This window comes from Paeniglutamicibacter psychrophenolicus (genome assembly GCF_030812255.1).
GTDB classification, from domain to species: domain Bacteria; phylum Actinomycetota; class Actinomycetes; order Actinomycetales; family Micrococcaceae; genus Paeniglutamicibacter; species Paeniglutamicibacter psychrophenolicus_A.
Map to the genome: position 1 here is coordinate 176,121 of NZ_JAUSSH010000006.1, position 20,657 is coordinate 196,777.

Here is a 20,657-nt window from a genome sequence, read left to right on the forward strand (position 1 = left end):
CCCCAAACATGAAGTTTGGGGCCTTTCGTATTTCGTGGAGGTAAGGGGATTCGAACCCCTGACCTTCTGCATGCCATGCAGACGCGCTACCAACTGCGCCATACCCCCGAAAAGGACTGGTTTCAGGCTTTCCCGAAGGGCTGCCGAACCGAGATAACAATCTACAGCACCCCGGCACCCAAACGCCAATCGACCCGGTTCCACCCACCCCGCACACCCGGCCGAACCGCACCATCGGCCGCAGGAAAGCGCAAAAATACGCGGCAATACCAGCAGCGCGAACCCGAACATGACGTCGCTCACAGTTGCCTTCCGGACGCCCGGCGGGACGCGGGCACCGCGGTGCCCGCGGGCTTCGAAATCCAAGACAGCCGGATGTCCGCGCCTGCGGCGCGAAATCCGCTTCCTGCGCGTCTTCGCAGGTCAGGTGACACACCTAATACCGCGGGGTGTCAGGTTAGTAAGGGATGGCCCAAAATCTCGCTACTCTAGCAACATGGCAATACGTGGTTCATACGCAAAGGGCATAGCAAAGCGTGCCGAGATTCTAGATGTGGCGCTGGAGGTGTTTGCACTTGAAGGCTACCGGGGAACATCCCTGCGCAAGGTCGCAAGCCTGTGCAACCTGTCCCTGGCCGGTGTGATGCATTATTTCGACTCCAAGGAAGACCTTCTCGTCCAGATCCTGCGCAGGCGCGACGCCCGCAATGAAATCAGCGGGACCTTGGAGCAGCAAGAAGACCAGTTTGCCGATATCTTGGGGCAGGCACCCAGCGAGCCCGGCCTGATTGCCCTGTACGTGACGATGGCCGCGGCGGCCTCGAACCCGGAGCATCCCGCGGCGGCCTACTTCCAGGAACGCAATGCCCGGTTGCTGAAGATCTCCGAAGACTCCTACTATGCCGGCAAGCCCACGCCGTCGGCCGAGGAACTCGAGTATTTCCGCACCATGACGCGCTTGGTCCTGGCTGCGGCCGATGGCCTGCAGCTTCAGTGGCTGGTGGACCGCAGCATCGATGTCGTGGGAACCATGCAGGAACTGATGTCCCAGACGCACGATGCCATGGACAAGAAGCTGGGGCGCCTGGCGGCGACTTCCGAGTAACGCGCCACCGCGCCCGCCGGTGCGGCTACCTCGACGAGGCTGCTGCCAGTCGCTTGGCCCGGATTCCCGTGGCCAGCGCCAGCAGCAGCCCGAGGAGCGCCAGGCCCGCACCGAGGAACGCGGGCGCCCGGTACCCAAGCCCGGCGGTGATGACCGCTGCACCCAGGGCCGCGCCCAGCGCGTTGGCGACATTCAGCGCCGAGTGGTTCAGCGAGGCGGCCAACGACTGCGCGTGCGGGGCCGAATCCATGAGCAACGCCTGCAGCGCTGGCACCAGCAGCGAGCCGGTGCCGCCGAGGATGAAGACCAGCACCAGGGTCGGCACCATGTGGGTTGCCACCACGCCGAACAGCGCCATGAAGAGCACCATGGCGGAGGTCGCGACGTAGATGGCGCCAAGAACCGACCAGTCGGCCAGCCTTCCGCCGATCAGCGAACCGACCACCATGCCGATGCCGTAGAGGCCCAGCACCAGCGGCACGGCCCGGATCGGCAGCCCGGTGACATCGGTGAGGATCGGGCTGATATAGGAATACACGGCAAAGAACCCGCCGAAGCCGACGATGCCGGTGAGCATCGCCATCCACACCTGACCGCTGCGCAGCGCGGACAGTTCCCTGCGGATGCTGGCTCCCTCGTGCACCGGGGAGAATGGCACGAAAACGCGGATGGCAACCCAGGTCAGCGCCCCGACGAGGCCGACCACGGCAAACATCCAGCGCCAGCCGAAGCTCTGCCCCAGGAACGTCACCACGGGCACGCCAAGCACGTTGGCGACCGACAGCCCCAGCATCACCCAGGCGATGGCGCGCCCGCGCATCGACGCGGGCACCAGGGTGCCTGCCAGGATCGCGGCGATGCCGAAGTACGCGCCGTGCGGCAGCCCGGCCAGGAAGCGGGACACGAGCATCCACTCGTAGTTCGCGGCGAACAGCGAGCTGAGGTTCGCCAGCGTGAAGAACGCCATGAGCCACAGGACCATGGTCTTGCGGGCAACCCGGGCACCCAGTGCCGTGAGGATCGGGGCACCCACCACGACGCCCAGGGCGTAGGCGGAGATCAGCAGGCCCATCCGGGCGTTGCTGACGCCCAGGTCCGTGGCGCCCTCCTGAAGCAGGCCCATGATGGTGAATTCGGTGGTGCCGATGCCGAACCCGCCCATGGCCAGGGCCACGACCGCCAGCAGCAGTGCCCGCCCCGACAGTTGGGTGGAGCGTTTCAGGTTGGTGCTGCCCGGGGCGATGGCGTCGGAATTCACGGGTCCCTTTTTCGAGGTTCGGTGCGGAGGCGACGGCGGGCAAACGCTTGCGTTCCTGCCGCCGCAGTCTCCAGCCTACGTGGCCGCGGGCACCGCGCGGGGCCTTGGTGAGCACCCCCACAGCCGCTGCGGGCCGGAGGGTGCCACGCGTGTTCCGGGACCTGTGGTGCCGGTCCTAGAGGGCCATCAGGTCGTTGCCCGTGTCCTGGAGCGTCGCCACCGGGATGTTCTTGCCGATCATCGAGCGCAGGTGGTCGTTGACGTCCCAGATGTTCACGTTCATGGCGGCGGTGATCACGCCCTGGCGCAGCCAGAAGATGATGAACTCCCCCGAGGCCATGTCCCCGCGCACCACCGCCTCGTCCTCGGCCTGCCGGTCCCCGACGTATTCCATGCCCAAATCGAACTGGTCGGTGAAGAAGTACGGCAACCAGTCATAGGATTGATCGCGTCCCAGGATGGTGGCGGCGGCGAGCTTGCCCTGGCGGATCGCGTTGTCCCAGTGCTCGACGCGCATGTTCCGGCCCAGCGCGGTGTTGTAGGCCTCGGCGATGTCGCCGATGGCCAGGATGCTCTTGTCGCTGCTGCGCAGGTGCTCATCGACCACGACCCCGCTGCCGACCTCGAGGCCCGCGGCGACGGCCAGCTCGTTGTTGGGCACCGCCCCGATGGCCAGCAGGACGATATCCGCGGGAATGTCCCCGGTCGGGGTCTGCACGGCTAACCCCTTGTGGGGGTCCGCGGCGATTCCGGTGACCCCGGTCCCGAAGCGGCACTGGACGCCGTTGGCGATGTGCAGCTGCGCCACGTGCGACCCGAATTCGGCGCCCATGGCCGTCGCAAGGGGAACCTGGTCCGGGGTCAGCACCGTGACCTCGAGGCCGGCCGAGCGTGCCGAGGCGCCGACCTCCATCCCGATCCACCCGGCGCCGATGATGACCAGGTGCCGGCCGGACACCAGTTGCTCCTTGATGGCCTTCGAGTCTTCCAGCGACCGCAGCGTGTGGACGCCGGGCAGGTCCCACCCGGTCATGTTGGCGTTGCGGCCCCCGAGCCGGGAACGGCACCCGGTGGCGATCACGAGGTTTTCGTAGCCCAGGGTCGAGGAGTCCGACAGGGAGACGGTCTTGGCTGCCTTGTCGATGGCTTCGGCCGTGGTGCCCAGGCGCATCGCAACGTCCGCGCCGGTGTACCAGCTTCCGGGGAAGGGCTCGAGTTCCAGCGCGGGCTTGCTGCCCTGGAGGAATTCCTTGGACAGCGGCGGTCGTTCGTAGGGAACTTCGTTTTCGGAGGCGATCAGTGTGATGGGCTTGGTGTAGCCGCCCTCGCGCAATTCGTGGATGCAATGGGCCGCGGCAAGTCCGCCGCCAATCACCACCGTCCCCAATTCTCCTTGCGCTTCCGCTTGCGTCATCGCCGCTTCACTCATGGTTATTGCCTCCTGCCAGGATGGTGCCACCGCCGTGATTCGGGGTTTTCGGGAAAGTGGTGGTGACCGTGTGTATTCCTCTCTTCAGAATGTCACTTGGCGTGGCAAGAGTCGAGGGTTCGGCCATGGCCGATGAGTGGGCGCCGAAAAACATCAGCGTTCCGGCTGGGAATCACGTGACAGGTCTCTGGGCGGAATCACAGCCGCCGTCGATGCATCGAACAGGTCGATGTGCGATTCTTGGTAACGATGTCTGTTTACCCGCCCCGGCCACGCGCTGCGAAACGTACCCGTCGGCCTCCCTCGCGCGCCCAGCGTTTCCTGAGATTCCTGGTGTTTCTCGGCGCGCTGGGAACCGCGCTGCTGATTGCTTTCCACACCCGCATCCCGGATGCCCTGGGCCTGGGCCTGCTGCTGGACAACGCCGCCCCCTGGCTGGGGCTGGTGGTTCCGCTGTTGTTGTTGGTGGCGCTGGCTTCGCGCAGCCGCACCTCGCTGGTGGTCCTGTTGGTGCCCGCGCTGGCCTGGATCCTGGCTTTTGGCCCGGCGATCGTTCCGCTGTCCTGGACGGCGCCGGCGTCCGCGGCCCACACGTTGACGGTCTCCAGCCAGAACATCAAGGCCGGAACCGGGGCGGCTGCGCAGTCCGCGCAGGAGCTGGCGGCAAGCGGCAGCGACATCGTTGCCCTGCAGGAGCTCGAGGCCGGCAGCGCCTCACGAGTCACCGATGCCCTGGGCACCGCCTATCCGCACCATTTCGTGGTGGGCACCGTCGGGGTCTGGAGCAAGTATCCCCTTGGGGAGTCCCGTTCCCTGGATCTGGGGTTGGGATGGAAGCGCGCCCTGTCGACGCGGGTGGCCACCGGGCAGGGAGAGGTTTCGCTCTATGTCATCCATGCGGCCTCGGCCCGGCCCAACGACCACGTCGACCGCGACGTGATGCTTGGGCAGCTGGCCGCCGCGGTGCGGGCCGACCCGCACCAAAACGTCATGGCCGTGGGCGACTTCAATGCCACCAGCACCGACCGGGCGTTCACGCAGATGTCTACGGTGCTCGATGAGCCGAACCAGGACGACGGGCTCTTCGGGTTCACCTGGCCGCGGGCTCCCTTTGCCATGATGCGCCTTGACCACGTGCTGGTGCGCGGACTGGAGGTCACCTCGAACAGCAATGTCGAAGCCGGGCTCAGCGACCACTTGGCCGTCCGGGCCACGGTGAACCTGCCCGGGGAATGATTCGGCACCGCCGATCGTTGAGGTTCACCCCTCCAGTCCGGTGACCCTCATGGTGATGTTGATGCGTCCGGATTCCAGCCCGCAACCGGCGGGAGCGGTACCGGGCAGGACCTTGGTGACGCCGTGGTACGCAAGGCGCGCCGGGCCGCCGAAGACGAACAGGTCCCCGGAGGCCAACGCGATGTCTTGATAGGGCTTGCTCCGGTTCAGGGTGTTGCCGAAGCGGAAGGTGCAGGTGTCCCCGATGGAAATCGAGACCACCGGGGCCACCGACCGTTCGTCGCGGTCCTGGTGCATGCCCATTTTGGAGTCGGCACCGTAGTAGTTCACCAGGGCGGTGTCGGGCGTGTATGCCCTGGCCGCGGCCTGGTCCCCGGTGGCTGCCAACAAGGCATTGCGTCCCAGTCGCGCAATCCAGTCGGGAAACTCCAGCACCCGGTTGCCGTTGACGTCGACGGCCTCGCGGGAATAGGCGTAGGGCCGCCAGTGCCACCCGAGGCACACGGTTTGGACCGACATCTCGTGGGCACCGATCCTGGCCGCGCGCGGCGGCACCGGGCCCCGTCCCCACTCGTGGAAGCGGGCCACGATCCAGCGTTGTTCCTCCAGGCCCAGCCAATCCGGAACCCAGTGGGCCCCGGGCGCCAGCTCCCGCCGGGGACGGCCCAGGAAGCTGTCGGAAAAGAGCGCATCCATGGGGCGGGGGTCCTTCCTGTCGGTTCGGTTCCGGGCCCTTGGCCACGGGCCGAGCAGCCGTACCGGTGTCAGCCGGCGCTGATGACGTGCGGGTAGGCAGCTGCCCGGTTCTGGAATTCGAGAATGGCCGGGTTCACAATCACGCCGTCCCGGATCTCGATGGCGCGGGCTATCGTCTCATTTTCCTTCCAGGCGGCGGGCCCGTCCAGCACCACGTCCAGGAAGGGCAGCAGTGCCTCGCTGATTTCCCAGCTGGCGGAGTTCCACAAGTATGAGGGGCTGTGGTCGACCGCGTAGTAGTTGATGTTCCGGCCCACGGTGAACATCGGATCGGCGAAGGTGGTGGGCTTGGCCCATTCGAATCCCATGCCCTCGTCGCAGGAGACATCGATGATCAGGCTGCCCGGATAGAACGCCGTCAGGTCCTCGGTCTGCAGGTACATCAACGGCGCGTTGGGGTCCTGCAGGGTGCAGTTCACCACGATGTCGCTTTCGGCCAGGAACGGTGCCAGCGGCAAGCGTCCCTCGTCCGTGATGACCTCGCTCAGGTTCGGTCCGCCGTCGTGGTCGAACTGGACCATTTGGACGGAGTGGATGGGTGAAGCGACGGCCGCGACGGAGCGTCCGGTCAGGACACGCACGTCGTGGATGCCGTGGGCGCGCAGGGCAGTGACAGCTCCACGGGCGGTGGCGCCGAACCCGATCACGGTTGCCGAGAGCCTGCGCCCGTAGTCACCTGTGTTGCCGCACAGTTGCAGGGCGTGGATGACCGATGAGTAGCCCGCCAATTCATTGTTCTTGTGGAACACGTGCAGCCCGAAGCTGCCATCGGTTCCCCAGTGGTTCATGGCTTCGAAGGCAATGATATTGAGTTTCTGGTCAATGGCCAGCTGCGTCAGTGCGGTGTCCTGGACACAGTGCGGCCAGCCCCACAGTGTCTGGCCCTCATGCATCTGTGCCAGATCCGAGGCCTGGGGCTTGGGCAGGAGAATGATGTCGCTGCCGGCCATGGTTTCTTCGCGCGTGGCAAATCTTCCTACGAATGGTGCGAGGTCTTCATCGTCCATTCCGCAGGCCACCCCATAGCCGGATTCGACCGTGATGCGGTCTCGGAAGCGCTCGTCGATACGTTCAAAGTGAGACGGGTGGATCGGCAAACGTTGCTCGTCCACCTTGTTGGAAGTGGCAATAACACCCAGTGTAAGTTCGTTTGTAAAGTCCATGCGTCTTGTTCTCTTCCTAGGAGGAGCAGGCCAAAATGACCCGCCCCATAGGGCTCACGGTACACCGGGTCGTGATCCGGGGCACTCAGGTTCGGCCCGTGTTACCTTCGCTCCGCGGCGGATTCTCCGACCGTTCGCTCGGCGGGTTCTCCCCGGGCAAGCCGTTGCGCAACAGCCATGCGGTGTGGAGTTCGCGGCGCCGGTGCAGGATCCTGCTGGCGACAAGCATCAGCGTGGTCATCGCGGCAAGCATGATGGCGAATGCCGTTGGATAGGGCACGAATTCGGGACTGGCGGCAATCCCCGCAAGCAGTGCCCCCGTGATGAAAACGCCCGCCGCCATGCCGTAGTACAGGATGCCGGACCTGCGGTTGCTTCCCACCGATTGGTACAGGTTGCGCCCGTACCACTGCCTGAACCGCACCTTGCCGGGGCGGTCTCTTTTCAGCTTCAAGAAGCCGTGGACGAAGCAGGCCAGCCCGAAGCCGAGGGCGACAAGCACCGGCACGATCCACATTTTGTAGTCGAACCCCATGGCCCAACTCAACACCAGCATCGGGACAAAAAGTACCCAAAGAGCGGACCAAAAAGCATCCAGGCCCAGGCACAGACCTGGGCCCCGGCATAGGCGGCGGCTTCCTGTTCAAACTCGGTGGGTTCGGTGTCGAAGACCTGCGGACCGGGCATGACCGCGCGGACCACCCTCCGGTTGGGTTGCTGCCCGACCAGGTGCGCGGCGTAGACCTTGTCGCGCTCCATGCGCAGTTTGCGGGCGTGGAGCAGGCCATGGATCGCAATGGCGATGGCGATGGCAACCCACATCCCCACCAGGATGCTCGATACCCGGGCGATATCGTGGTCACCGGCCATGAAGGCGGCAAGCACCGTGAAGAGCGCACCGGCCACCGCAATCCCGATGGCTGCAATCTTGTCGCCCCGGATCGACTGGTCGGCCATGGTAAAGGCCACCTACGGCTTGGCCGGCCGCAGTGCCGCCAATCCGGCGCCAGCCCCGGAAATGAGCAGGGCCACGATGCCCAGACCGGTCATCACGGTTGCTCCCCACGGATCAACGTCGGTGAGCCGACGCACCAGCAAAGCCGCTGCCGAAGCCGGGAAGATCCCTGCGCCGTAAGGCATGAAGTGAAAGACCCGGATGCGCCGCTCGACGAATCCGAGTGCCATGTGCTGGAATTCGTTGGCATCGGGGATCCGGGGATCCTTGGGAGGGTGAATGCGCCTATGCTGGGGATCCCATCGTGGATTCGGGCAAGGAGACGTCGTGGAACAGCAGACACTGGGTGCAGCGCTCGAGGCGGAGCACCGCGAAATCGATGGAGGGATCGAGGCGTACCTGGCCGCGACCGGAACCGCGCAGGATCAGTCCGAGACACTGGTGCGTTCCCTGGCCGGACTTCGCCGCCACATCTACCTGGAGGAAGAGTTCCTCTTTCCGCCCTTGAAAAGGAGCGGATTGATGGGGCCGATCTTCGCCATGGAACGCGAACACGGCCAGTTGTGGCACGCCATGGCCGGCATCGACAGCTCGATCGAACGCGGAGACGCTCCCGGCACCCGCACCGCTTGCACCGAACTACTCGGGCTTTTGGACAAGCACAACGCCATGGAGGAAAAGGTCATTTACGCCCAGGCCGATCAGCTGTTGGACGAAACGGCGTCCTCGGCCTTGGGCGATTTCCTTGGCTCCGGGGTCCTGCCCGCGGATTGGTCGCCGCGTTCGGCCCGCGCCTGACCCGCCGGCGGCGCCGCACCCCGAGCCAGCTCGGATAGGCTCGGTGGCATGGGACAACACGGAAAAACAGCCATCGGCACCGCCCGGATCGTTGCCGGGGCAGGAATCCTCTGGCTGTTCAGCGGCGCGCTGAACGGCTGGATGCTCGCCCACCAGGTCCGCCTGCCCGCCCAATTCACCCGGATGCTCTTTCCCGAGACGATCACCATGCGAACCTGGCAATCGGCCCAGCCATGGCCGATCCTGCTTTCCCTGTTTTCCGTCCTGGCTCTGATGGCCTTTACGCTCCTGCTGCTGCGGGGAGCCGGCATGCGTGCGGGCAAGCAAGCCGGCAATCATCCCATCGGATTCCTTTCCATGTGGATGTCCATCGTGCTCGCCGGTTTCGCCACGGCCGCCTTTGCTTCCCTGGGCGACGTCATTGCCTCCTGGCCGCCGGCGCGGTTGGCGTGGCTGCTGGACGGCGTCCAACCCGCCTTGCTCGCGGCCGGCTACTGGGGAATCATCTGGGGCTGGCTGCCCGCGCTGGCGGGAACCCTGGCGATGAAATCCGCGAAGCCGATCCCCGATCCGAAGACCGCGCGGCGGCGGCCCGATGCCATGCCGTTGTTGGTGGCCGGGATGCTCGCAGTGATACTTGTCGTCACGATCCCCGCCGCTTACAACTACACCGAGGAAACCCAAACCCCGCAGGCCGCTCCCCCGCCGACCGAGGCTCCCTCGCCGACCCCGTACGGATGGCCGGATCGGTCGGACGCTTTCCAACCGACCGGGGAAAATTGGTGTGCGGGCGAAGGCGTGTCCATTTCATGGCATGAACCGGAGGGGGCGACGGGACACCGGGGGATGGCCTTCGACCTGACGAATACCGGGACCGGTCCTTGCATCGTGGAGTCCTACCCAGACATCGCCTTCAACAACGCCGAGGGGTGGGCCATCGACGTGCTGGTGGTCCATGGCGGTTCGTTCATGACCGATGATCCCGGGGTCTCGGCCATCACCCTGTTGCCCGGCCAAAGCGCGCGGGCCTTCCTGGGCTGGAACGCCATGGCGGCAGCGGGCGATGTGCGCACCGGGACCATGCTGGTGGCGCCCTACGCGGGGACCTTGCGCCACAGTTCGCCGGTGGACCTGGACATCATTGACGGCGGCGCCGTGTCGGTCACCGCCTGGGAGCTCGTCAAGGATCCAACCGGCACAAACAAAAGCACCCGCCCAGCCCCGTAGGGTTCCGGCGGGTGCAGAAGTGTGGAGCATAGCGGAATCGAACCGCTGACCTCTTCGATGCGAACGAAGCGCTCTACCAACTGAGCTAATGCCCCGTGTCATGGCTTGGAGCCGCAACATTTTCAGCCTAAACCCGCGACGACCCGCATGCAAAATCCTAGGGTGCCGGGTGCCTATTCCTCGTCGCCGTCGGCGGCCCCGGCCTCGATGGATTCGCGCGCCACGGTGTACTGGCGCTGGATGTAGGCTTCAAGTTCGCTGCGCTCCACCCGCCAGACCCCGCGACCGCCGATCTTGATGGCCGGCAGGTCGCCGCTGCGCACCAATGACCGCACCTGCGGCAGGTTTACATTCAACTCGTCGGCGACATCTTCTAGACGCATGAACCTCATGTATTGAAGGCTACCCGTTTCCGGGTCACCAAGGCGGTCCAGGTCGCTTCTGTGGATAACGGATGCCGGTTTCACCGGGTTCGGGACCTCCCGGGGGCAAAAAACTAGAGTGGTCCGCGATGACTCCAAGTTTTGGAATCTTTGCGGACCACCCTGACGTTTCGACCTGAGGCCTTGTGGGCCGGCCTGTAGCGCGGCCTGGATCCGGTCCCGCTACAGGGGTCTGCTCCCCGTAGCTTGTGACCTTGGTTGAGCTTCTAACAACCACTAAAGCAACAACCGGGCATACCGCGCAACACAGTTGGGTATCACTGATCATTTTGACTAACATGGAGTGGTAGCTACCGAACAACTTGGTCAGTCTGACCGAACCTAGGCGAAGGAGCCGGAATGACGCCGGAATCGTACCAACTGGATGATACGGACAGGCGCATCCTCTTGGCCCTGGACGAGGATCCCCGCGTTCCCACCATGATGCTGGCGCAGCGCCTGGGGTTGGCCCGAGGAACCGTCCAGACACGCATGGAACGCCTGGCCAGCTCCGGCGCCTTGCGCCCGAACTCCAGCCGCGTGAAGCCGGCCTCGGTCGGACGCGGCGTCTCGGCCGTCGTCAGCGCCGAACTGGACCAGTCGCACCTGGAGGAAGCCATCGCCGCGTTGAGCCTCATTCCCGAGGTCCTGGAATGCGTGGCCCCGGCCGGGGACACCGACCTTTTGATCCGGGCCGTCGCCACCGATCCGGATGACCTCTACCGGGTCAGCGAGGAAATCCGGCTGTGCCCGGGAATCACCCGGACCTCCACCTCGATGATCCTGCGCGACGTGATTCCCTACCGAACCACCGCACTGCTCAACAACCTGAGCTAACCGGCCGAAACATGCCCGGCAATGTTCCGGTGACATTGCCCTTGATGCCCTAGTCTTTTTCCGGGCGCCGTTTTGCCGTCCGCACCACATTTGATTGAGGAGCATCATGGGCACTTTGGGCCTTACGAACATCGACATTGCAGGCATCACCACCGAGGCAAGCCCGTTCCCGAGCGCCACCCGCGCCGGAGACCTGGTTTTCGTTTCCGGCATGGTCTCCAAGGACGAACACAAGGTCCTGGTCGGGGTCGGCGACATCTACGCGCAAACGGTCCAGACGCTCAAGAACCTGCGCACCGTCCTGGCCGCCTACGACCTCGGGCTCGATGCGGTCGCCACGGCCACGGTCTACATCAACGACGCGGCCATGGCCGGGGAATACAACCGCGCCTGGGTCGACACCTTCGGCAGCCACCGTCCCTCGCGTGCCACCATCGTTGCTCCGCTGCTCGCCCCCGAGCTGCTGGTCGAGGTCCAGGCCACCGCCTGGGCGGGCAAGTAGCCACCCCGCAGGGCATGAAATTTCAGGGACACGAAGGGCCAAGCCCAACCATTGATTGAGCCGGTCCTTCGTGTCCCCCGTCAGGCTCGGGGATACCCGGTCTCCGAGGGCCCAGGCTTCACGTCCTCGCCGATCACGGCCCCGGTGGCCTTGCCCAACCCGTGACGCGCGGGGAGCCTACTTCTCCACGGCCAGGCGCCCGATGATCAGGCGCATGATCTCGTTGCTGCCCTCAAGGATCTGGTGCACGCGCAGGTCGCGGACGATCTTCTCGATCCCGTATTCGCTGAGGTATCCGTAGCCGCCGTGCAATTGCAGGGCGGTGTTCGCGGCGTTGAACCCGGCATCCGTGGCCACCAGCTTGGCCATGGCGCAGAGCCTGACCGTGTCCGCGGTGCCACGTTCCAGGGCGTCGGCGGCGCGCCAGATCATGGTCCGGGCGATCTCCAGTTCGGTCTCCATGTCGGCGATCGCAAAGAGCAGCGCCTGTTGCCCGATCAGCGGTGCCCCGAAGGCCTCGCGCTCTTTCAGGTAGGCAATCGACTTGTCCAGCGCCGCCTGGCCGCCGCCGACCGAGCACGCCCCGATGTTCACCCGGCCCCCGTTCAGGCCCTTCATGGCGATCCCGAAGCCGGTTCCTTCATCGCCGAGCCGGTTGCCCACCGGAACCCGAACGTTTTCCATGACCACCTGGCGGGTGGGCTGGGCGTTCCAGCCCATCTTCGCCTCCAGCGCGCCGAAGGACAGGCCCGCGGATTCACCCGGGACGATGAACGCGGTGATCCCGGCGCCTCCGGTGTCCGCGGTGCGGGCCATCACCAGGTACATGCCCGAGGCGCCGGCCCCGGAGATGAACTGCTTGGTCCCATTGAGCACATAGTGGTCCCCATCGAGCACGGCCCGGGTGCTCAGTGCCGCGGCGTCGGAGCCCGCCCCGGGTTCGGTGAGGCAGTAGCTGCCCAGCATCTCCATGGTGCACAGCTGCGGAACCCAGGCAGCACGCTGCTCCTCGTTGCCGAACTTGTCGATCATCCATACGACCATGTTGTGGATGGAAATGTAGGCCGCGATGGTCGGGTCGGCCTTGGAGAGTTCCTCGAAGATCAGTGCGGCGTCCAGCCGGCTCATGCCCGATCCCCCGAAGTCCTCGCGCACATAGATCCCGCCCATGCCAAGTTCCCCGGCCTGCGCCAGCACGTCGACGGGGAAGCGGTGGTCCCGGTCCCAGGCCGCGGCATGCGGCGCGATGTTCTCGGCGGCGAAGTCGGACACCATCTCGACAATGGCCTTTTGGTCTTCGGTGAGTTCAAACATTCTCGGCTCCTGGGTCGTCGGTGGCGGGCGGGCGGAAGGTCGGAAGTGTTGCCTGGCTACTTCCCGACCTTGCCGGTCAGCGAGGCCAGGGGGCGCAGGAAGACCGGTTGGGCCAGGAACCAGACGCCCACGATCACCACGATGGACACCGCGAAGATGATGAGCCCGGCGAACCCCGTCGAGTCGTTGGACGCGTACATGTGGTTCAGGTTGCGCAGCACCCCGGTGGCCAGCACCAGTGCCACGTGCACCACGGTGAAGGCAACGAAGTAGATCATGACCGGGAAGTGCAGGGCGCGGGCCAGTTCCATCGGGTAGGCCTTGTTCAGTGCGGCGGCCTTCTTGGGCCAGGCGCCGGACATGCGCAGCCCGGTGGCGATTGCCAGCGGGGCGGCGATGAAGACTGTTACGAAGTAGGTCAGCACCTGCAGGGCGTTGTAGTTGACCCAGCCGGTTTCGGTCGGCCAGTCCAGGGACAGGTACTGCAGCCCGGCGGACAGCGCGTTGGGGAAGATATCCCAGCTGGTGGGCACGATCCTCACCCACTGCCCGGAAATAAAGAGCACGATGATGAAGATGATGCCGTTGAGCACCCACAGGGCATCGAGGGTCAGGTGGAACCAGAGGTCCAGGCTGATCCGCGTGGGGGCGCCCTTGGTGCGGATCAGGCCCTTGTTGTTGCGCACCCAGTGGGCGGCGGGCCGGGTATTGGTGCGCACCTGCCAGCCGGTGCGCACGATCAGCACCAGGAAGAACACGTTCAGGAAGTGCTGCCAGCCCAGCCAGGCCGGGAACCCGACCGGTGCGCCGTCGGGCAGCGCCGAGTGCCCGGTGTAGGTGTCCAACCAGGTCTTGACCGACTCGAGGCCGACCAGCCAACGGGCCACGAAGACGGCGATGACCAGCAGGACGACCAGGGACCCGGCGATGATGCCGGCTCGTGCCCATTTGTTGGTGGCCTGCTTTTTGGGGGTGGACCGGGCCGTCATCTGTGGTGCCTCGCGTTCGTGGTTGGGATCGTCATCGGGTGCATCCCGGGTGTTAGGTCCGGGACTTGAGCAGCTCAATCACCTGCGGAACCAGCGTAAAGACATCTCCGACGATCCCCAAGTCGGCGATGTCAAAGATCGGGGCGTCCTCGTCCTTGTTGATCGCCACGATGGTCTTGGCCGTCTGCATCCCGGCGCGGTGCTGGATGGCCCCGGAGATCCCCAGTGCCACGTAGAGCTGCGGGGAGACGGACACGCCGGTCTGCCCGACCTGCGCGGCCTGGGCGATGTAGCCGGCGTCGACCGCGGCCCGGGAGGCGCCCACGGCGCCGCCAAGTGCGTCGGCTAGCTGTTCGACCAGCACGAAGTTTTCCGCCGAGCCCAGGCCGCGTCCACCGGAGACCACGGTGGCGGCCCCGCGCAGTTCGGGCCGCGCGGAGTCTTCCGGGGCATCGGCAAATGCGGTCACGGTGGCGGTGCGGGTGGCAGGCGGCTCCAGGGCCACCGCGTTGAGCGTTCCGGCGGCCGGGGCAGCGGACTCGTCGACGGCCCCGGAGCGCAGCGTGATGATGGGCAGGGCGCCGGAGACCTGGGCGCGGACGGTGTAGTTGCCGCCGAAGACCGAGTGCTCGGTTTCGATGCCCGAGTCCGACAACGCTGCATCCACGACGTCGGCCAGCAGTCCGCCGCCGGTGCGCACGGCCAGCCGGCCGGCGGCCTCGCGCCCGTCGACGGAGGCTGCCACGAGCACCGCGGCCGGTTCGTGGGCGGCCACGGCGTCGGCCAAGGCGTCGACCAGCGGGGTGACGAGTGTGCCGTTGGCCCCGGGAACCTGGACCGCGTGGATCACGGCGGCGCCGAGGTCGGCCAGCTGCGCCGCGGTGGCCGGGTCCAAGGCGGTTTCGGAGGCGGTGACGGCCACGGGGGTGCCGAGCCGTGCGGCGACGGCCAGCAGGCCGCGGGCCGAGGCGGCCAGGTGTCCGGTGTGGGTCAGTTCAACCAGTGCCAGGATGTTTGCCATGGAATGGTCCTTTGCTAGATCAGGCGCCGGGAGGCGAGGAAGTCGACGAGTTCGGCGGCGGCGTTCCCGTCGTCGGTGATCGTGGCCCCAGCGGTGCGGGCCGGGCGCTTGGAGACATCAAGCACGGTGCTGGCCGCCATGGTCTCTCCGCTGAGATCGGTGGCGGACAGGGTTTCCACGGGTTTGCGCTTGGCGCCCAGGATGCCCTTGAAGTTGGGGAAGCGGGCCTCGGGGAAGCGTTCGGTCACGGTGATGAGGGCGGGGTAGGTCGCGACGACCTCCTGGGTACCGGACTCGTTGACCCTCCGGCCGCTGACCGAGTCGCTGCCGATCTCCGCGGAAACCAGGGAACCGAGCAGGGGCAGGGAAAGGTGCTCGGCGACCATGGCCGGGAGCATTCCGGCGCGCCCGTCGGTGGACTCGTTGCCGGCGATGACCAGGTCCGCACCGGTGTCGCGCAGGGCGGCGGCCAGCATCCTGGCGGTGGCTACCAGGTCGGCCCCGGCCAGGGCGTCGTCCAGCACGTGGATCCCGGAGTCGGCGCCCATCGACAGTGCCTTGCGGATGGACTTGATGGTGTCGGCCGGCCCCATGGATACGACCACCACCTCGGTGGATTTGTCCCGGTCCTTGACCGTCAGGGCCAGTTCCAGGGCGCGCTCGGTGATCTCGTCGATCACCGGGTCGCTTGCCTCCCGGTCCACCCGTCCGCTGCCCGGATCCAGGATCCGTTCTTCGGCGGTGTCCGGAACCTGCTTGATCAAAACCGCGATCTTCATCCGTTTTCCCTTCCCGGGTGCCGTGTCGTTCACTCATTCGCGACTCTACTGGGAAGGGCCAAAATTTACTAGGTCTTCCTACTAAATTTGCCGTAGCTGTGCCCACCGCTTTTCCCCTTGATTCGAACCCTGGCCTGTACCGGTGGCGTTTCAGGTAGCGGTCCGGGAAATGCGAAAACCTTCCCCCACGCTAAGGCAGGGGAAGGTCGGCGGACGGTGCCTGGCAGGGATCAGGGGCGGGTGCCATCCAGCGAGCCCTGGCCGATCTGCTCCAGCAACCACGGGGAGAAGGCGAAGGGAGTGGCCAGCGCGGCGGTCTTCAGCGCCCGGGGGTCGACCCACGCGTACTCGGCGACCTCGTCCGGGTTGGGGGCCAGATCGGAGGTGACCAGCGCGGAGAAGACCGGGCAGATCTCGTTCTCGACGATTCCGGAGGCGTCCACGGCCCGGTAGGCGAAGTCCGGAAGCAGCGGGACGATCGAGGAGATGGTGGTGCCCAGTTCCTGCTCGGCGCGCCTGGCGATGGCGTCCTCGAATGATTCGCCCTCGCCCGGGTGCCCGCAGAACGAGTTGGTCCACACCCCTGCCCAGGTCTTCTTGGACAGGGCTCGCCGGGTCATCAGGATCCGGCCCCGGCCATCGTAGAGGTAGCAGGAGAAGGCCAGGTGCAGGGGCGTGTGTGCGGTGTGCACGAGCGCCTTGGATGCCGTTCCGATGCGGGTGCCGTCGTTGGCCAACAACACCACAAGTTCCTCGCTCATGACTCTCTTTCTTCGAAGGTGCCGGGGCCATGCCCCTGGGCCTCAATCATCCCATGCCCGCACGGGCCCGGTTCATGGCCGCGTTTCGGGCTTAACGGTGCGGCTGCCGGTTTGGCGGGCGTCATGTCCCCCGCCAAACCGGCAACCGGCAGTGGTCTTGCCGGGCCAACGCCTACAGCATGCGCTTGAGCGTCTCGCCCTTGAAGAACCCGGGCTGTCGGATGCGCATGTACAACATCACGGCCACGCCCAGGACCAGCACGCCCATGCCCAGGATGAACACCATGCCCAGCCCGGCGATGTTGGAACCCGAGCCGTAGTCCGGGTCCATGGAATCGCGCGCGGTGCTCGCGAACATCACCAGCAGGATCACCCCGCCCACCAGCGGGGCCAGGAACTTGAAGAAGAAGCCGCGCACGGTGTCGAACGCCTCGCGGCGGAAGTACCAGACGCAGGCCAGTGCGGTGACCCCGTAGTAGAAGCAGATCATCAGGCCAAGTGCCGTAATGGTGTCCCACAAGGCGTTTTCGCTCAGCAACCGGGTGACCACGTAGAACACCGCGGCCGCCGAGCCGGCGGTGATGGTCGCCGTGGACGGGGACATGAAGCGCGGGGAGACCTTGCCGAAGCGCTCGGGCAGCGCCTTGTAGTAGCCCATGGCCAGGATGGTGCGGGCCGGGGACACCAGGGTGGACTGCAGCGAGGCCGCCGAGGAGGACAGGATCGCCAGCGACATCAGGATCGCAAACGGGCCCATGATCGGTCCGGCCAGCACCGCGAAGATTGATTCCTGGTTCTCCGGGTTGCCGGCACCCAGGCCGGTCTCGCCGATGCCCGCGTAGGAGATCACGGCCAGGGAAATGACCATGTAGATGCCCATGATGATCAGGATCGTCAACGTGGCGGCGCGGCCCGGGACCTTGGCGGGGTTCGTGGTTTCCTCGTTCATCGTCAGGGTGACGTCCCAGCCCCAGAAGATGAAGATCGACAGCGAGACACCGGCGGCGAAGGCCCCGAAGGAATGCACGGCCATCGGGTTGAACCAGTCCAGCGCGATCGGGGTCGGGTCGAAGGCGGTGCCGTTGTTCACGTGGCTGAACGCGGCCACGGCGAACCAGGTGAGCACCACCAGCTGGAAGGCGACCAGCGCGTACTGGAAGGCCTTGGTGGTTTGCATGCCGCGGTAGGAGATCCAGCAGGCGGCGGCGATGAACACCAGCGTCGTGGGGATGTTGACCCACAGGTTGCGCGTCAGCTCCGCGATGGCGTCGTTGCCGGTGAGCTGGGCAATCAGCAGGTAGAAGAAGTCCACCGCGACCGCGGCCAGGTTGGAGAGCACGATGATGGTGGCGGCGATCAGGCCCCAGCCACCCATCCAGCCGATCCAGGGGCCGAAGGCGCGGGTGGCCCAGGTGAAGGAGGTGCCGGAGTCCGGCATCGCGGAGTTCAGCTCGCGGTAGCCCAGGGCCACCAGCAGCATCGGCAGGAAACCGGCCAGGAAGATTGCCGGCAGCTGGGTGCCGACCTCGGCGACCGTGGGACCCAGGGCAGCGGTCAGGGTGTAGGCGGGGGCAATACAGGAGATGCCGATGACCACGGCACCAAGTACGCCGACGGTGCCCTTGGACAGGCCCTTGTCGCCCAGGCCCGATTCGGCCGCCGGTGTGGCGCGGGATTCGGTCGTTGTGTCACGACTCATGGTTGTATTCCTTCATCCGGGCGGTACCGTGCTTCCCGCCTGGCGGGCAGGGGGAAGCGCGGCACCGTCATGCGGGGATTGGTGCTAGGTGCGGGCCGTTTCGGGCTTGTGGTTCTTGGGAACCACAACCAGCGGGACCGGCAGGGTCCGCAGCATGCGTTGGGCCGTGGTGCCCAGGAAGAGCCGGCGCTTGCGCGCCAGGCGGCTCGAGCCGACGACGGCGATTTCGCCGTCCAGCCAGTCGAGTTCGGCGATGGCGTCGTCGATGCCGGTACCGGAGGCCACGGTGATCTCGGCGGTGAGGCCGAGTTCCTGAACGACCGCGGCGGCCGCGGCCCGGGTGCGCTCCATGGAGTCTCCCGCTTCCGCGGAACCGGCCGTGGCATGGTCCTGGGCCACCAGGGAAACCACGCGCAGCGCCAGTTTCTGGTGGCTTGCCGCCGTTGCCGCGGCCTGCACCACGGCTCGGGCACCGGGGCGGGTGCCGACAAATGCGGTGATCCGGCTGAGCTTGCCCCCGGCCCTTTCCAGGGACGCGACGGCACCGGGGGTGCTCATGGCCACCGGGAAGGGCGAGGCGTGCAGCAGCGAGCTGGCCACCGGGCCCGGGACAAAGAACCCTGCCACGTGGCGCTTGCGCCCGCCGAGCACGATGGCCCGGGCGCCGGTTTCCTTGGCCATGGCGATCAATCCGGCGGCCGGGGAGGAGACCGCGCGGGCGATGACCCGGGCGGTGGGACCGGCCGGAACCAAGTTGAGTGCTTCCTTGGCCCAGGCGTCGACCTGGTCAGCCAGGATGGAGGAGTATCCGTGGTCGCTGCCCGGGTAGGTGGCCGAGAACGGGGTGTCCTCGGGCAGGACCATGGCGATGTCCAGGTGGGCCGTGGGCCCGCCCAGCGCCGCGGCGAGCGCGATGGCCTCCGCGCCGCGGGCGTCGGCGGTGTATCCAACGAGATAGCGCATGGAACCTAGGCGTCCATCGAGGTCAGGGTGCCGAACTTGGAGATGACTCCGTCGTACCCCGGGTCGTCGTCGGTGCCGTCCACGGCGGCGACGATGCGGGCGGCGGTGCGCCGTCCCATGCGCACGGCGCCGTCCACGTGCTGGTAGCCCTCGCCGGCCAGATCCGAGGAGGAGAAGTAAATCGGGCCGACGTTCTTGTTCTGGTCGGGCCCGAAGCGGAACAGCCCGCCCAGGTCGTAGCTGGTGGCGTAGGCGCCGCGGGTCCATTCCTCGGCGGCGAAGTCGGAGAGGTAGAAGACCTTCGCCTCCAATGCCTTGGGCCCCAGGTACGTGGCCATGTCCTTGAGGATGGTTTCCCTGCGCTCGGCCTCGGGGAGCTCGAACATCGCGTCGGCCTGCATGTCGGAGATGAAGCCAACCAGGGTGCCGGTGCCTTCCCCGTGGTAGGTGTTGTCGTAGATTTCCTGCACGATCGAGGTCGGGCCGAAGCAGGTGCCCGAGAGGCCCTCTTCGCGCCAGAACGGGGTCTCGTAGACGGCGTGGACCTTGATGACCAGGCCCATGGATTGGTGCTGGTGGGTCACGTGCTGGCGGCGCGGCAGCGGCGGGTTGTAGGAGATGCGCGAGTACAGGTTCGGCGGGACGGCGACGATGACCTTCTTGGCATTGACTCTCACGTCGGCGCCGTGGGCGGTCACGCCCTCCTCGGACCAGTCGAGCTTGAGCACCGGGTTGTTCAGGTAGACGTCGGTGCCCAGGCGCTGCGCCACGGCGATCGAGACGCCCTGCATGGTGCCGACCATGCGGCGGTCCAGGATGAAGTCCTCGTCGACCAGGTTGGTGAAGGAGCCGGCGGAGGATGACATCAACAGTGCCTGCAGCGCGGAGAAGGTGTGGGCCGGCTTGGTGAGCATGCCGCCGGCGATGAACAGGCCGACGTTGTTGCAGGCCACCTCGTCGTCGGAGAGGGTGCGCAGCCAGTGGTGGAAGGAGATCATGTCCAGCTCTTCGGCCTGCGGGTGCTCCCACGGAGCGTCCGGGTCGACCTGTGCGGTGAGGCGGTCCATCTCGGCGATGAGCCTGTTCATTTCGGCGACGGTGGATTCGGCCACCGGGAAGTCCGCGCCGGTGTAGACGGTGCGGGTGCCGTCGGCCGCCATGTAGACCGAGGCGCCTTCCTTGTAGCGCTCGAAGGTCTCGATGCCCAGTTCCTCGATCAGCGAGTACAGGCCGGTCTGGTCCGGGGAAATCCACTGGCCGCCGATCTCGATGGTGGCCCCGTCCATGTCCTGGGTCCAGGTGCGGCCTCCGACACGGTCGCGGGCCTCGAGCACTGCGACGGTCTTTCCCGCCTTGCGCAGCTCGAAGGCTGCGGTCAGGCCCGAGGGGCCGGCTCCGATGATGACGACGTCGCGATCCAGGGTTGTCATGATGTCCACTTCT

The 20,657-nt window shown here is 66.2% G+C and carries 22 protein-coding genes and 2 tRNA genes; 6 read left to right on the forward strand and 18 right to left on the reverse strand.

Annotated features, from left to right (window positions below; genetic code table 11):
* Positions 1-35: 35 nt before the first annotated feature.
* Positions 36-108 (reverse strand) — tRNA-Ala (locus J2T21_RS10745).
* 388 nt (positions 109-496) lie between these two features.
* On the opposite strand from J2T21_RS10745, the gene J2T21_RS10750 reads away from it, so the two are divergent.
* Positions 497-1,105 carry a TetR/AcrR family transcriptional regulator gene (locus J2T21_RS10750; protein ID WP_307581278.1) on the forward strand — a complete coding sequence of 203 codons (609 nt, stop codon included), beginning with the start codon at positions 497-499 and terminating at the stop codon, positions 1,103-1,105.
* A 25-nt stretch (positions 1,106-1,130) separates the two neighbouring features.
* Here the strand turns inward: J2T21_RS10750 and J2T21_RS10755 are convergent, their stop codons facing one another.
* Both J2T21_RS10755 and J2T21_RS10760 read right to left on the reverse strand, forming a co-directional pair.
* Positions 1,131-2,363 carry an MFS transporter gene (locus J2T21_RS10755; protein WP_373457918.1) on the reverse strand — a complete coding sequence of 411 codons (1,233 nt, stop codon included), beginning with the start codon at positions 2,361-2,363 and terminating at the stop codon, positions 1,131-1,133.
* 175 nt (positions 2,364-2,538) lie between these two features.
* Positions 2,539-3,792, reverse strand: a complete 1,254-nt coding sequence (locus tag J2T21_RS10760; protein ID WP_307581280.1) for an NAD(P)/FAD-dependent oxidoreductase — start codon at positions 3,790-3,792, stop codon at positions 2,539-2,541.
* Positions 3,793-4,125: 333 nt separating this feature from the next.
* Here J2T21_RS10760 and J2T21_RS10765 point away from each other — a divergent pair, with 333 nt between their 5' ends.
* A complete protein-coding gene (locus J2T21_RS10765; protein WP_307581282.1) occupies positions 4,126-5,028 on the forward strand; it encodes an endonuclease/exonuclease/phosphatase family protein in 903 nt (300 codons plus the stop codon).
* A gap of 24 nt (positions 5,029-5,052) precedes the next feature.
* On the opposite strand, the gene J2T21_RS10770 is transcribed toward J2T21_RS10765, so the two are convergent.
* From J2T21_RS10770 to J2T21_RS10790, 5 genes are all read right to left on the reverse strand, one after another.
* Positions 5,053-5,724 carry an alpha-ketoglutarate-dependent dioxygenase AlkB family protein gene (locus J2T21_RS10770; protein ID WP_307581284.1) on the reverse strand — a complete coding sequence of 224 codons (672 nt, stop codon included), beginning with the start codon at positions 5,722-5,724 and terminating at the stop codon, positions 5,053-5,055.
* 68 nt (positions 5,725-5,792) lie between these two features.
* The gene (locus J2T21_RS10775; RefSeq protein WP_307581286.1) at positions 5,793-6,947 is read right to left on the reverse strand and encodes a N(5)-(carboxyethyl)ornithine synthase; all 1,155 of its coding nucleotides are present in this window, start codon (positions 6,945-6,947) and stop codon (positions 5,793-5,795) included.
* 85 nt (positions 6,948-7,032) lie between these two features.
* Entirely contained in the window at positions 7,033-7,482 is a 450-nt protein-coding gene (locus J2T21_RS10780; protein WP_307581288.1) for a hypothetical protein, read from the reverse strand.
* An 8-nt stretch (positions 7,483-7,490) separates the two neighbouring features.
* Complete coding sequence (locus J2T21_RS10785) at positions 7,491-7,904, reverse strand: hypothetical protein (RefSeq protein ID WP_307581290.1); 414 nt, start codon at positions 7,902-7,904, stop codon at positions 7,491-7,493.
* 12 nt (positions 7,905-7,916) lie between these two features.
* Complete coding sequence (locus J2T21_RS10790) at positions 7,917-8,132, reverse strand: hypothetical protein (protein WP_307581291.1); 216 nt, start codon at positions 8,130-8,132, stop codon at positions 7,917-7,919.
* Positions 8,133-8,229: 97 nt separating this feature from the next.
* On the opposite strand from J2T21_RS10790, the gene J2T21_RS10795 reads away from it, so the two are divergent.
* Together J2T21_RS10795 and J2T21_RS10800 are read left to right on the forward strand one after the other, a co-directional pair.
* A complete protein-coding gene (locus J2T21_RS10795; RefSeq protein WP_307581293.1) occupies positions 8,230-8,700 on the forward strand; it encodes a hemerythrin domain-containing protein in 471 nt (156 codons plus the stop codon).
* A 48-nt stretch (positions 8,701-8,748) separates the two neighbouring features.
* Positions 8,749-9,927 (forward strand): DUF4232 domain-containing protein, encoded by a 1,179-nt coding sequence (locus J2T21_RS10800; protein WP_307581295.1) that lies wholly within the window; start codon positions 8,749-8,751, stop codon positions 9,925-9,927.
* A gap of 22 nt (positions 9,928-9,949) precedes the next feature.
* On the opposite strand, the gene J2T21_RS10805 is transcribed toward J2T21_RS10800, so the two are convergent.
* Positions 9,950-10,022 (reverse strand) — tRNA-Ala (locus J2T21_RS10805).
* 78 nt (positions 10,023-10,100) lie between these two features.
* Entirely contained in the window at positions 10,101-10,310 is a 210-nt protein-coding gene (locus tag J2T21_RS10810; RefSeq protein ID WP_175475412.1) for a helix-turn-helix domain-containing protein, read from the reverse strand.
* Between the two features lie 399 nt (positions 10,311-10,709).
* On the opposite strand from J2T21_RS10810, the gene J2T21_RS10815 reads away from it, so the two are divergent.
* Both J2T21_RS10815 and J2T21_RS10820 read left to right on the forward strand, forming a co-directional pair.
* Positions 10,710-11,186 carry an Lrp/AsnC family transcriptional regulator gene (locus tag J2T21_RS10815; RefSeq protein WP_307581299.1) on the forward strand — a complete coding sequence of 159 codons (477 nt, stop codon included), beginning with the start codon at positions 10,710-10,712 and terminating at the stop codon, positions 11,184-11,186.
* A gap of 106 nt (positions 11,187-11,292) precedes the next feature.
* Complete coding sequence (locus J2T21_RS10820; protein ID WP_307581301.1) at positions 11,293-11,688, forward strand: RidA family protein; 396 nt, start codon at positions 11,293-11,295, stop codon at positions 11,686-11,688.
* A 177-nt stretch (positions 11,689-11,865) separates the two neighbouring features.
* Here J2T21_RS10820 and J2T21_RS10825 read toward each other — a convergent pair whose 3' ends face one another.
* The 8 genes from J2T21_RS10825 to J2T21_RS10860 form a co-directional block, all read right to left on the reverse strand.
* Complete coding sequence (locus J2T21_RS10825; RefSeq protein ID WP_307581303.1) at positions 11,866-13,002, reverse strand: acyl-CoA dehydrogenase family protein; 1,137 nt, start codon at positions 13,000-13,002, stop codon at positions 11,866-11,868.
* Between the two features lie 56 nt (positions 13,003-13,058).
* Complete coding sequence (locus tag J2T21_RS10830; protein ID WP_307581305.1) at positions 13,059-13,991, reverse strand: cytochrome b/b6 domain-containing protein; 933 nt, start codon at positions 13,989-13,991, stop codon at positions 13,059-13,061.
* A gap of 52 nt (positions 13,992-14,043) precedes the next feature.
* Positions 14,044-15,012 carry an electron transfer flavoprotein subunit alpha/FixB family protein gene (locus J2T21_RS10835; RefSeq protein WP_307581307.1) on the reverse strand — a complete coding sequence of 323 codons (969 nt, stop codon included), beginning with the start codon at positions 15,010-15,012 and terminating at the stop codon, positions 14,044-14,046.
* A gap of 14 nt (positions 15,013-15,026) precedes the next feature.
* A complete protein-coding gene (locus tag J2T21_RS10840) occupies positions 15,027-15,791 on the reverse strand; it encodes an electron transfer flavoprotein subunit beta/FixA family protein (RefSeq protein ID WP_307581309.1) in 765 nt (254 codons plus the stop codon).
* A 230-nt stretch (positions 15,792-16,021) separates the two neighbouring features.
* On the reverse strand, positions 16,022-16,552 hold the full coding sequence (gene idi, locus J2T21_RS10845; RefSeq protein WP_307581311.1) for an isopentenyl-diphosphate Delta-isomerase: 531 nt from the start codon (positions 16,550-16,552) through the stop codon (positions 16,022-16,024).
* 172 nt (positions 16,553-16,724) lie between these two features.
* Positions 16,725-18,251, reverse strand: a complete 1,527-nt coding sequence (locus J2T21_RS10850; protein WP_307581313.1) for an APC family permease — start codon at positions 18,249-18,251, stop codon at positions 16,725-16,727.
* Between the two features lie 84 nt (positions 18,252-18,335).
* Entirely contained in the window at positions 18,336-19,214 is an 879-nt protein-coding gene (locus J2T21_RS10855; protein WP_307581315.1) for a universal stress protein, read from the reverse strand.
* 5 nt (positions 19,215-19,219) lie between these two features.
* Complete coding sequence (locus J2T21_RS10860) at positions 19,220-20,644, reverse strand: flavin monoamine oxidase family protein (RefSeq protein WP_373457919.1); 1,425 nt, start codon at positions 20,642-20,644, stop codon at positions 19,220-19,222.
* Positions 20,645-20,657: the final 13 nt, after the last annotated feature.